At 65.6% G+C, this 12,461-nt stretch carries 9 protein-coding genes; 5 read left to right on the top strand and 4 right to left on the bottom strand.

The features are described 5' to 3' along the window. Positions 1-36: 36 nt before the first annotated feature. The 4 genes from ROA7023_RS23720 to otsB all read right to left on the bottom strand — a co-directional run bounded on the left by ROA7023_RS23720 (position 37) and on the right by otsB (position 4,432). Positions 37-660 (bottom strand): hypothetical protein, encoded by a 624-nt coding sequence (locus tag ROA7023_RS23720; protein WP_143535467.1) that lies wholly within the window; start codon positions 658-660, stop codon positions 37-39. 369 nt (positions 661-1,029) lie between these two features. Continuing rightward, positions 1,030-1,881 carry a YihY/virulence factor BrkB family protein gene (locus ROA7023_RS07425; protein WP_085878390.1) on the bottom strand — a complete coding sequence of 284 codons (852 nt, stop codon included), beginning with the start codon at positions 1,879-1,881 and terminating at the stop codon, positions 1,030-1,032. Between the two features lie 385 nt (positions 1,882-2,266). Further along, the gene (locus ROA7023_RS07420) at positions 2,267-3,634 is read right to left on the bottom strand and encodes an alpha,alpha-trehalose-phosphate synthase (UDP-forming) (RefSeq protein ID WP_085878389.1); all 1,368 of its coding nucleotides are present in this window, start codon (positions 3,632-3,634) and stop codon (positions 2,267-2,269) included. 3 nt (positions 3,635-3,637) lie between these two features. After that, entirely contained in the window at positions 3,638-4,432 is a 795-nt protein-coding gene (otsB, locus tag ROA7023_RS07415) for a trehalose-phosphatase (protein WP_234992076.1), read from the bottom strand. A 383-nt stretch (positions 4,433-4,815) separates the two neighbouring features. On the opposite strand from otsB, the gene ROA7023_RS07410 reads away from it, so the two are divergent. From ROA7023_RS07410 to glgX, 5 genes are read left to right on the top strand one after another with little or no spacing between them, the layout of a single operon-like run. After that, a complete protein-coding gene (locus ROA7023_RS07410) occupies positions 4,816-5,439 on the top strand; it encodes a nucleoside/nucleotide kinase family protein (protein ID WP_085878388.1) in 624 nt (207 codons plus the stop codon). A 57-nt stretch (positions 5,440-5,496) separates the two neighbouring features. Beyond that, a complete protein-coding gene (gene glgB, locus ROA7023_RS07405; protein ID WP_085878387.1) occupies positions 5,497-7,683 on the top strand; it encodes a 1,4-alpha-glucan branching protein GlgB in 2,187 nt (728 codons plus the stop codon). 25 nt (positions 7,684-7,708) lie between these two features. Then, positions 7,709-8,968 carry a glucose-1-phosphate adenylyltransferase gene (gene glgC / locus ROA7023_RS07400; RefSeq protein WP_085878386.1) on the top strand — a complete coding sequence of 420 codons (1,260 nt, stop codon included), beginning with the start codon at positions 7,709-7,711 and terminating at the stop codon, positions 8,966-8,968. Then, positions 8,965-10,368: a glycogen synthase GlgA gene (gene glgA / locus ROA7023_RS07395; protein WP_085878385.1), complete on the top strand. Its 1,404-nt coding sequence runs from the start codon at positions 8,965-8,967 to the stop codon at positions 10,366-10,368. Before glgC ends, glgA begins: the two co-directional genes overlap by 4 nt. A gap of 3 nt (positions 10,369-10,371) precedes the next feature. Continuing rightward, positions 10,372-12,459 carry a glycogen debranching protein GlgX gene (gene glgX / locus ROA7023_RS07390; RefSeq protein WP_268807981.1) on the top strand — a complete coding sequence of 696 codons (2,088 nt, stop codon included), beginning with the start codon at positions 10,372-10,374 and terminating at the stop codon, positions 12,457-12,459. Positions 12,460-12,461: the final 2 nt, after the last annotated feature.

Genomic DNA, 12,461 nt, shown 5'->3' with positions numbered 1-12,461 from the left:
AGGATGCGTAGGGTGTCCTTGCAGGTCTTCTGCCTCTCATGTGGAAGCGTGACGGTGATCCTGGCGCCGCGCTGGCCTTCGTTTGCACGGTTTGTGTAGGACCCTGATCGACTTGGGCGCACCCATGTTCCTTATCGGCCTGCCCATGCTGTCCCTTGTTCTCTGGTAAGCGCCTTTCAGCGAGAACTCGTCGGGGCAGACGAGGACCCGGGTGCCGCAGGCGCCGCAGGCCGGTCCATCCAGAACCCCGTCGTGATTTCGGAGGCGAGCGATCTCCTCGTCAAGGTGATCGAAAGACAGGATCGAGAAGCCGCTGTCGCAAACGCGGTCGCCCGGAGCAAGGGATTGGCACCAAATCGTCCGTTGGTCGTGCCAGACATGAGGCTCGTCGGCATAGTCGAACACGCGGGACACGCGGCGGTGCTTCGTGTCGGCTCCGGCCAGCTTGCAGGCTCCCGCGCCATGCCTGACGGCAACATCCAGTTGGTCCTGCGTGAACTCGGGACGATGTGCAGACCAGTGGGAACGGCGCTCATCGGCGGTCGATGGCTCGACCCCGACGTTCAGGCAATCCGGATTGCCGCATGAAATGATCCTGTGATCACCCGAGCCTGGATATCGCTGGGTGAGCTTGAAATTGAACTTGGCCAGGCCTGTCATCGGCACCTCGGGATTTCCGCAGTGTCCGCCTTGGGTCGTTTTTCCGACCACAAAGCAGATTTCACGCGGCAGTTGAAGGTGAGGGCATTCGCACCCCGAGCCCGGGATCGGGCGGTCAAGCTTGCGGCGTGAGAAGATTGGCCTCGTATTGGGAAACGGAAGACGAAAGTCCGAAGCGAGCGGAGAAATCCGCCTCGAGACGACTGGCATCGAACTCCGAGGACTCTTGCTCGGACAAACGGCGGAAACGCCGGCTTTTTTCGTTTTGAAAATGGCCCGGAAACGATGACCTGCCGCCGGGTAGGCGACAGGTCGGCGCTTGGGCGGGTCCCACCGGACGGAATGCGACAGCCTGACGCGGTCCCTTTTTCAGCGTGTGGCGGTGGCGTGTTTCCGGCGTTCCGACCGCAGGCGGATCATGTCGTTGAGGACGGCCCCCAGCAGCACCAGATAGGCCGAGATGTAGAACCACATCAGTAGCGCGATCACGGCCCCGATGGAGCCGTAGACCTTGTTGTAATTGCCGAAATTCGTCAGGTAGATCGAAAAGCCGATAGAGGCCGCGAGCCAGGTGACGACCGCGAAGGTCGAGCCCGGGGTGAGCCATTTCGGCCGGTGGCCCCGCGCGTTCGGCCCGTATCGGTAGAGGATGCCGAGGCCGATCAGCAGCACCGCCAGCGCCAGCCCCCAGCGCACCGCCTCCGCCGCCCAGGTCGCCGCCGGCCCCAGCGGCAGGAAGGCCAGCACGACCGGCGCCACCACCACCGCGACCAGCGACACCACCGCCACGCTGACCAGAGCCACCGTCAGCAGCAGGGCCACGAGGGCCTGGCGGAGACCGCCCCGGTTGGGGGTGCCGTGGATCTCGTTCAGGCCGCGCATGATCGCTGCGACCCCGGCGCGGGCGGACCAGAGGGCGAACAGGATCGACACGGCCGAGGCCCAGCCCAGCGTGTGGCTGCGCGTGTTCAGAAGCGAGTTCACTTGGCGCGCCAGCAGCAGGTAGGCCTGCTCTGGCATGATGTCGCGCAGCAATCCCAGCTGGTCGCGCACCACGTCGACATCGGCCACCAGGCCGAAGATGGCGATGATCGCCGCGATCGCGGGAAAGATCGCCACCATCCCGAAGAACGCGCAGCCCGCCGAGATCAGGCCGAGGTTGGTGCGTTCGATCTCGTGGCTGACAGAGGTGAAAAACCGCCACGGGGCCATGATATCCATAAGGTCGCCTTCGTCCTGACGGGGCCGCGCAAGGGCGCCGGAGAATGCCCCTTCATCGCCGCCCGGGCCACGAGGTGCAACCGCCGCAGGACCCTCTCCCGTGGAAAGGGCGCAAGCTGTTGTATTTCTGGAAAGACTGTCAGGGGGATGGACCAGGCCGGCCGCGACGTTCGAGGGGACTCGGGGGACAGGGATCCGTCGCGGCCGGCTGATCTGGACAGAGGCGCATGCGCGTGTCGTGAGGATAACGGTTCAAGACTGCTTCGGTTCCCGGCCCCCGACCTTTTTTCCGACAATTTTGTGGATCGCTGCTTTGGCCAATTATTCCAGGCACTTGCCGCGAGCGGACCGGCCTGGAGCCGGCCGCGGTGCAGGTCCGGGCCGCTCAGGCCTCTTGCAGCTCCGGCTGGCCCCGCAGGGCGCGCAGGTAGCTGTCCGTCCACCACGAGATATCGGTCTCGCGGATCACCCGCATCATCGAGAGCCACCGCGCATGGCGTTCGTGAAGGGACATGGCCAGCGCCTGGTCGATCGCCTTGGCCATGCCCGCGATGTCATAGGGATTGACCATCAGCGCCTCGTCCAGCTGTTCGGCCGCGCCTGCGAAATGCGACAAGATCAGCACGCCGGGGTTGTTGCCGTCCTGGGCCGCGACGAATTCCTTGGCCACCAGGTTCATCCCGTCGGCGAGCGGCGTGACCAGGCACAGGTCCGCTCGCCGGTAGAGCCCGGCGAGGATTTCGCGCGGGATCGGGCGCCGCAAATAGCGGATCGGGGTCCAGTCGATCTCGGCATGTTCGCCGTTGACGGAGCCGGCCATGCTCTCGAGCTCGGCGCGGATGTCGCGGTAGGCTTCCACGTCCTCGCGGCTGGGCGGGGCGATCTGCAGCATGGTCGCGCGCGGCGCGTCGGGCTGGCGCTGGCTGAGATACTTGCCGAAGGCCTCGAACCGGTTGGGCAGGCCCTTGGAATAATCCAGCCGATCGACGCCCAGCACCAGTTTCTGGTCCACCGGCAGGTCGGCGATGGTGATATCGGCCGCCTCCGCCGCGCGGGCGAAGGAATCCACGTCGATCCCGATGGGAAAGCTGCGGACCTCGAAGAGCCGGTCGTCGAGCTTCATCCGACCGCGCAGGGTGAACTCGGCATCCGTGTCCGACCGCAGCCATTCCAGGCAGGCGGAGACGTCGCGCTTGGTCTGCAAGCCCACGAGATCGCAGGAGGAAATCCAGGTGCCCAGCTGCTTGCGGTCGGGCAGTGCGGCGATATCGGAGGGGTTCGGGAAGGTGATGTGCAGGAAGAAGCCGATCCGGTTGCGCACCCCCAGCTTGCGCAACTCGAACGCCAGCGGCAGGAAATGGTAGTCGTGGATCCACAGCACGTCGTCGGGCTCCAGCACCTCGGCGACCAGCTTGGCCACGCGGGCGTTGACCGACATGTATTTCCAGCGGTTCTCTTCATCAACGTCGATCAGGTCGGCGCGGTGATGAAACAGCGGCCAGATCACCGAATTGGCATGGCCGAGGTAGAAGCCCTTGTGCTCGGCCTCGGTCAGGTCATAGGCGAGCTTGGTGTAGCTGTCGTGCGGGATCTCGTGCAGGGGCCCCGGAGCCTCGGCGATCTCTCCGGAGGACCCGATCCACACCCCGCCGCGGCTTTCGAGCGCCTCGTGCAACGCGACCACGAGGCCCCCCGAAGGCTGCGCGTCCGTCGGGATGCGATTCGAGACGACGACCAGGCGACCGTCAGACATTGGTCAGCTCCCGAGACCGGCCCAGATCTTGAGCGCCTGGCGGGCGGACGCCGTGTCATGGACCCGAAATCCGGCGGAGGTGTCGCCGGTGCCGACCTTGACCGCGATGCCGTCGGTCCGGGCCGAGACCCAGGCCAGCGCCGGCTCGTCGGTGACGTCGTCGCCGAAGAAGATCGGACGGCGGCCGGCAAAGCCTTCGCTTTCCATCACGCGCTGGATCGAGGCGTCCTTGCTGATCCCGGCGGGGCGCAGCTCGTAGGCCATCTTGGAATGGTGCAGGTCAAAACCCTCATGGCTCTGCTCGAGCGCATGCAGGAAGGTGTAGGCGTCGGGCTCCTGCTCGGGGACCTGGCGGAAATGGATCACCACCCCTGTGGGCTTTCGTTCCGCCAGCAGCCCGTCATGGGTCGCCGCGAAGGCCTCGACCATGTCGCCAAGGCGCTTGACCACGTCCGAATAGGCCAGCGGATGCCTCCGCACCTCGCCATCGACCCGATCCTCGGCGCCGTGGCACCCGATCACGTGACCCTCGAACCCGCCCAGAAAGCGCGAGACATCCGCCACCGGGCGGCCGGTGACGATGACCAGCTTGCCGCCGGTCGCCTCGTTCAGCGTCTTGAGAAGGTCCGGCAGGTCGGAGGGCACAGACACGCTGTCGGGCGTGTCCGCGATGTCGACCAGGGTCCCGTCGAAATCCAGAAACAGCGCGGAGTTGGCCAGGTCGATCTGCGGAAGCTCCACCTCGCAGGGACCATCGCCATGTGGTTCCGCCATGAAGCCGATCATCTCGTAATACATCTCTAGCTCTCCTCGCAGCATCAGTCTGCATCAACCCAAGCCGGCGACAATACCGCTTGTTCCGCTCCCGGGGCGATCGTGATCTGACATGACCGCCTTGAGGGCATTCTGCCCAAAAGCAGGGCATCTCCTCCGAAGCCCGGTTTCCCGGGTCGCGATACGACCCTTATTAGTTATGCATTGTGCGCAGATTTTAAACCACCTGTCGCGTCGCTTCCACAATTTGCCGGCAAAGGAAACGGCGGCGCACCGCCGCGGCGCCCCCGCCACCCCGGGGCCGCGGATCGGCGAATTGCCGCGAAATGGCGGCTTTGCCCTCGCACCCGGCCCCGGTCGCGGGCTATGGTGGAGGCAAGGCAGGCCGGGCAGAAGAGTCTTCCACCATGATCGACATAACCTCACACGTGAACACGGTCGCCGAGGCGATCCACACCGCGAGACAGGACCGCGCACGTCTGCTCGTGGCCATTGCCGGGGCCCCGGCCAGCGGCAAATCCACCCTCGCCGGCGAGATCGGCCGGCGTCTGCGCCAGCAGAAGGTGCGCTGCGAAGTGGTGCCGATGGACGGCTTTCACCTCGACAACGGCGTGCTCGACACCCGGGGACTGCGCCTGCGCAAGGGGGCGCCCGAGACCTTCGACGGCATGGGCTTCCTGAACGCCATGCGCCGGCTGAGCGACGGGCAGGAGGTCGTGCTGCCGACCTTCGACCGGGCCCGCGACCTGTCGGTCGCCGGCGCCCTCGTGGTGCCCGCCGAATGCCAGGTGATCGTGGTCGAAGGCAACTACGTGCTGTTCAACGAACGGCCCTGGTCCCAGCTCGAGGCGCTGTGGGACATCGCCGTGCGGATCGACGTGCCGGTGCCCGAACTGCGCGCCCGGCTCATTCAGCGCTGGCTCAGCCACGGCCTGTCCCGCACCGCGGCGACCCAGCGGGCCGAGCGGAACGACATCCCCAACGCCCTGCGAGTCATCGAGAAACCGCTGAAGGCCGATTTTACTCTTTGACACCCCGTTGATACATGTTCCCATGAGGGCAATTGCCCAAGGAGGACATCGCTGCTCATGGCCGCATCAAATTCGCTGCCGATCACGATCGAGACGGCCCAGGCGCTTGCAGAAGCGCGGCACCCCGATCCGTTTTCCGTCCTGGGACCCCACAAGCACGGCCGCGCCACCTGGGTTGTCGCCCTGGACCCCGGCGCGGCAACGCTCGAGGCGCGGGTCGGATCGAAATCCTGCCCGCTGGAACGGGTCGACGGCCCGGTCTTCGCCGGCAAGGTCCCGGCGGGCGAGCCCTACGTCCTGCACGCAGAGGACGGCAAGGGCGCCGAATGGTCCTACCGGGATGCCTACAGCTTCGGCCCGGTGATGTCGGATTTCGATGAATACCTCCTGGGCGAAGGCTCTCACCACCGCATCTGGGAAGCGCTCGGTGCGCATGTGATGACCCATGAGGGCGCCGAGGGCACGCATTTCGCGGTCTGGGCGCCCAACGCGGCGCGGGTGTCGGTCATCGGCGACTTCAATGTCTGGGACGGCCGGCGTCACGTGATGCGCCGCCGCGGCGGCACCGGCGTCTGGGAGATCTTCGTGCCCGGCGTGGCTGAGACGGCGGCCTACAAATACGAGGTCATCACCCGCCACGGCGAGCGCCTTCTGAAGGCCGACCCGGTCGGCTTCGGCGCACAGCACCCGCCCGAGACCGCCAGCGTCGTCCGCGACATCCGCGGCTATGGCTGGGACGACAGCGACTGGATGGAGACACGGGCGGCGGCCAACAACCGCGCCGCGCCGATCTCGATCTACGAAGTGCACCTGGGCTCGTGGAATCGCCGCTTCGATCAGGGCGGACGCCCGTTTTCCTACAAGGAGCTGGCGACGGATCTGGTGGCCTATGTCAAGGACATGGGCTTTACCCACATGGAGTTCCTGCCGGTCAGCGAATTCCCCTTCGACGGGTCCTGGGGCTATCAGCCGGTGGGCATGTTCGCCCCGACCATCCGGTTCGGCCCGCCGCATGAATTCCGCGATCTCGTGGAAGCGGCGCACAAGGCCGGGCTCGGCATTCTGCTGGACTGGGTGCCGGGACATTTCCCCACCGACGCCCACGGGCTCGGCCGGTTCGACGGCACGGCACTCTATGAACATGCCGACCCCCGCGAAGGCTTCCACCAGGACTGGAACACCCTGATCTACAATTACGGCCGCCGCGAGGTGGCGAATTACCTGGTGGCCAACGCCCTCTATTGGCTGGACGAATACCACGTGGACGGGCTGCGCGTGGATGCGGTGGCCTCGATGCTCTACCGCGATTACTCGCGCAACGAGGGCGAGTGGGTGCCCAACAAGTACGGCGGCCGCGAGAACCTCGAAGCGATCGAGCTGTTCAAGCGGATGAACACGCTGGTCTACGGCGATCAGCCCGGCATCATGACGGTGGCCGAGGAATCGACCTCCTACCCCGGGGTCTCGGCCCCGGTCGATGCCGGCGGGCTGGGCTTCGGGTTCAAGTGGAACATGGGCTGGATGAACGACACGCTCGACTACATCAGCCGCGAGCCGATCCACCGCAAGTATCACCATCACCAGATGACGAACACGATCAGCTGGGCTTTTTCCGAAAACTTCATCCTGCCGATCAGCCATGACGAGGTGGTGCATGGCAAAGGCTCCATGCTGGAAAAGATGCCCGGGGACGAATGGCAGAAATTTGCAAATCTGCGGGCGTATTACGGCTTCATGTGGGGGCACCCGGGCAAGAAACTGCTATTCATGGGCACGGAGTTCGGCCAGCCCGCCGAATGGAACCATGACCGGCAGCTGGATTGGGAGGCGGCCCACACGGCGCCGCACAAGGGGGTCCAGTCGCTGGTGCGCGATCTCAACCGGGTCTACCGCGAGACGCCGGCGCTGCATGCCAAGGATTGCGAGCCCGAGGGGTTCGAATGGGTCGACCATGCCAATGCGGATCAATCCGTGCTCAGCTTCCTGCGCAAGGGCGCGGACGGCGATCCGCCGGTCCTCGTGGTGTGCAACTTCACCCCGATGGAGCGGACGGGCTTCCGCGTGGGCGTGCCGTCGGCCGGGCACTGGGCCGAGACACTCAACACCGACGCCGAGGCCTACGGTGGCGGCAATCGCGGCAACCTCGGGGGCGTCGAGGCCACGGCCACCCCCGCCCATGGCCGCGATCACTCGATTTCCATCACCCTGCCTGGTCTGGCGACGGTGATGTTCAGCCTCGCCTGAGACGGGGCAACTAAGGGAGGATACGATGGAAGACAGCAGACGACTCACCCAGCGCTCGATGGCATTCGTTCTGGCGGGAGGGCGCGGATCCCGTCTCAAGGAGCTGACGGACCGGCGGGTCAAGCCGGCGGTCTATTTCGGCGGCAAGGCGCGGATCATCGACTTCGCGCTGTCGAACGCGATGAACTCCGGCATTCGCAAGATGGCGCTGGCGACACAATACAAGGCGCACAGCCTGATCCGCCATTGTCAGCGCGGCTGGAACTTCTTCCGGGCCGAGCGCAACGAATTTCTTGACATCCTGCCCGCATCACAGCGCATGGGCGGCGAGGAATGGTATCGCGGCACCGCCGACGCCGTCACGCAAAACTTTGATATCGTTGACGATTATGACGTCGACTATGTCATCATCCTGGCCGGCGACCACATCTACAAGATGGATTACGAGATCATGATCCGTCAGCACGTCGAGACCAAGGCCGATGTCACCATCGGGTGTCTCACGGTGCCGCGGATGGAGGCGACCGCCTTCGGCGTCATGGCGACCGATGCCAACGGCCAGATTACCGATTTCCTGGAAAAGCCCGCCGATCCGCCCGGAACCCCGGACGATCCGAGCGTCGCCCTGGCGTCCATGGGCATCTATGTCTTCTCGTGGAAATTCCTGCGCGAGCTGCTGCTGAAGGACAGCGAGGACCCGAATTCCAGCCACGATTTCGGCAACGACCTGATCCCCGGCATCGTCAAGAACGGCAAGGCCATGGCCCACCGCTTCGACGACAGCTGCGTGCGCGACGAGGGCGCCCCGGCCTACTGGAAGGACGTGGGCACCGTCGACGCCTTCTGGCAGGCCAACATCGACCTGACCGATTTCACCCCCGAGCTCGACCTCTGGGACCGCAGGTGGCCGATCTGGACCTATTCCGAGAGCGTCCCGCCCGCGAAGTTCATCCATGACGAGCGTGACCGCCGCGGCATCGCGATTTCGTCCATGGTGTCGGGCGGCTGCATCATCTCGGGCACCGAGGTTCGCAATTCGTTGATGTTCACCAATGTGCACACCAATTCCTTCGCGGTGCTCGACCAGGCGGTGGTGCTGCCGCGGGTGGTGGTCAACCGCTCCGCGCGCCTGCGCAAGGTGGTCATCGACAGCGGCGTCGTCATCCCCGAACGGATGGTGGTCGGCGAGGATCCCGCCGAGGACGGCAAGTTCTTCCGCGTCTCCGACAGCGGCGTCACCCTCATCACCCAGCCGATGGTGGACAAGTGGACGGCCGCACAATGAAGATCCTCTCCGTCACCTCCGAATGCGCCCCGCTGGTCAAGACCGGCGGGCTGGCGGATGTGGCGGGGGCCCTTCCCGGGGCGCTTGGCGACCTCGGGATCGAGGTGAAGACCCTGCTGCCCGGCTATCCCGCCGTCATCAAGGCGCTGGGAAAGACCCGGACCGTCCTGAAGGAGCCCGACCTCATGGGCGGGCCCGCGCGGGTGCTGGCCGGCAAGCTCGGGGCGCTCGACCTGCTGGTGCTGGACGCGCCGCATCTGTTCGACCGGGCGGGCTCGATCTATCTGGGCCACGACGGGCGCGACTGGCCGGACAATCCCGAACGCTTCGCGGCGCTCTCCTGGGTCGCGGCCACGCTGGCGCAGACCGGCAGCTGGCGGCCCGATCTCGTGCATTGCCACGACTGGCAGGCCGGGCTGGTCCCCTATTACCTGCGCGACAGCGGCATCCCGACGATCCTGACGATCCACAATATCGCCTTCCACGGCCTCGCGCCGCCAACCAAGGTCCCGGCCATGCGGCTTGACCTCGACGATTTCACACCGGACGGATTCGAGTTCTGGGGCCAGGTCAGCGCCCTGAAGGCCGGGCTGGTCTGGGCCACGAAACTGACAACCGTCTCACCGACTTACGCGGCGGAGTTGATGCGCCCCGAGTTCGGCATGGGGCTCGACGGCGTGATGCGGGCGCGGCGGTCGGACCTGTCCGGCGTCCTGAACGGGATCGACAAGGACACCTGGAACCCCGCGACCGATCCGCTGATCGCGCCCTACAAGACCGCCAAGGGCAAGGGGCGCAACAAGACTGCGTTGCGCAAGGCCATGGGCCTGCCCGAGTCCGACGGGCCGCTTTGTGTCGTGGTCAGCCGCCTGACCGAGCAGAAGGGGTTCGACCTGCTGCAGGGCGCCCTGGGCACCCTGCTGGGGCGCGGCGGGCAGCTGGCGCTGCTGGGCTCCGGCGATGCGGGGCTGGAATATGCGTTCCACGCCGCGGCGGGCGACCGCAACGTCGCCGTCCGCATCGGCTATGACGAGGCGCTGGCCCACCGGCTGATCGCCGGCGGGGATGCCATCCTCGTGCCCTCGCGGTTCGAGCCCTGCGGCCTGACCCAGCTTTACGGCCTGCGCTACGGCACGATTCCGGTGGTCGCGCTGACCGGCGGGCTTGCCGATACGGTCATCAACGCCTCGCCCGCGGCACTGGACAAGGGCGTGGCCACCGGCCTGCAATTCAGCCCGACCACGACCGAGGCGCTGTCGGGAGCCCTGGATAGACTTTGCGACCTGTGGGAAGCGCCCAAGATATGGGCACAAATGCAAAAAAACGCCATGTCTCAGCCCGTGGGCTGGGAGAATTCCGCAAAGGCCTATGCAGCGCTCTACGACAGCCTAAAAGGCTGACTCATGAGCGGAAATGTCAGCGTCCAGGCCGGAAGGCCCTATCCAATGGGGGCCACCTTCGATGGTGGCGGGGTCAATTTTGCGGTGTTCTCGCAGCACGCAACAAAGATGACCCTCTGCCTCTTCGACGAAACCGGCGAAGAGACGCTGAACATCGTCCTTCCCGAATGCGACGGGCATATCTGGCACGGCTATGTCGAGGGGTTGCAGCCCGGCCAGCACTACGGCTACCGGGCGCATGGGCCCTACCGGCCGGACGAGGGGCACCGGTTCAACCCGCACAAGCTGCTGCTCGATCCCTATGCGCGGCGCCTGACGGGGCATCCCAAATGGACCGGCGCGGTCTTCGGTTATGACGTCAGCGCCAAGCACGGCGACCTGACCTTCGACACCCGCAACAGCGCCCCGCACATGCCGCGCTGCGTGGTGACCGTGGACCAGGACGATTTCGACTGGCAGGGCGACACCCCGCCCGACACGCCGATGGAGCAGACCATCCTCTACGAGGCCCACGTCAAGGGCCTGACGATGCAGCATCCGAAGGTCGAAAACCCCGGGAATTACATGGCCCTGGCCTCGGATCCGATGCTGGAGCACCTGACCTGTCTGGGGGTCACCGCGATCCAGATCCTGCCGATCCACGCGTTTCTGAATGACGAGCACCTGATCTCCAAGGGGCTCACCAATTACTGGGGCTATCAGAGCATCGGCTTTTTCGCGCCCGAGCCGCGGTACATGACCAATGGGCAGACCTCCGAGATCAAGGAGATGGTCCGCCGGTTCCACGCCGCGGGCATCGAGGTGATCCTCGACGTGGTCTACAACCACACCGGCGAGGGCAACCAGCTGGGCCCGACGCTCAGCTTCCGGGGCCTCGACAACTTCTGCTATTACCGGCTGGCCGAGAGTGCGCGCTACTACATCAACGACAGCGGCACCGGCAATTCGCTCAATATCGAGCACCCGATGGTGCTGCGGATGGTGATGGATTCGCTGCGGCACTGGGTGGAGACCTACCATGTCGACGGGTTCCGCTTCGATCTCGGCGCCTCGATGGGGCGGACGTCGGAGGGCTTCGACCGGGACGCGCCGTTCTTCCAGGCGCTGCGGCAGGACCCGGTCCTGTCGCGGGTCAAGCTGATGGGCGAGCCGTGGGACGTGGGGCCCGGCGGCTATCAGCTGGGCGCTTTCCCGAACCCCTGGGGCGAGCACAACGACAAGTACCGCGACCAGGTGCGCAGCTATTGGCGCGGCGACGCCGGCATGGTGGCGGAGCTCGCCGCGCGGATCTCGGGCTCGTCGCTGAAATTCGACCAGGACCGGCGGGCGGCGACGGCCTCGGTCAACTTCCTGACCTGTCACGACGGGTTCACGCTGATGGACACCGTCAGCTACAATCACAAGCACAACGAGGCCAACGCCGAGAACAATTCCGACGGCCACAGCCACAACGCGAGCGACAATTGCGGGATCGAAGGGCCGACCAAGGACCCGGCGATCAACGACATGCGCACCCGGCGCCGGCGCAACATGCTGGCCACGCTGATGCTCAGCCAGGGCACGCCGATGCTGCTGGCGGGGGACGAGCTGGGCAACAGCCAGGGCGGCAACAACAACGCCTATTGCCAGGACAACGAGATCGGCTGGGTCAACTGGGAGGGGCACGACGAGAATTTCCTCAAGTTCGCCCGTCAGATCATACACTTCCGCAAGAACCACCCGATCCTGCGGCAAAAGCGGTTCCTGCATGCCCATGAACGGCTGGTGGACGGGGTGCCGGACCTGTTCTGGCGCAAGTCCGACGGCTCGGAGATGACCGAGGCCGACTGGCTCGACCCGAACCTCCGCCATCTCATCGCCGAAATGCGTACCGCCTCGGGCACGCCCGAATACGCGACGCTTGAATACGCCATCATGTCGGTCTTCAATGTCGGCGACGCGCTGACGGTCAACCTGCCCTCGCCGCGCGACGGCTGGATCTGGATGCGCGAACTGGATACGGCGGACCCTTCGTTGGGGCCGTTCGCGGTCACCGAACCGCTCGAGGTCCACGCGAATTCCGTCGTGGCCCTGATACTGACGAAGGCCTGAGG

It is taken from the genome of Roseisalinus antarcticus, assembly GCF_900172355.1.
GTDB lineage: Bacteria > Pseudomonadota > Alphaproteobacteria > Rhodobacterales > Rhodobacteraceae > Oceanicola > Oceanicola antarcticus_A.
Note: the sequence above shows the minus strand (reverse complement) of the source record. Positions and strands in the feature narration are given on the sequence as shown.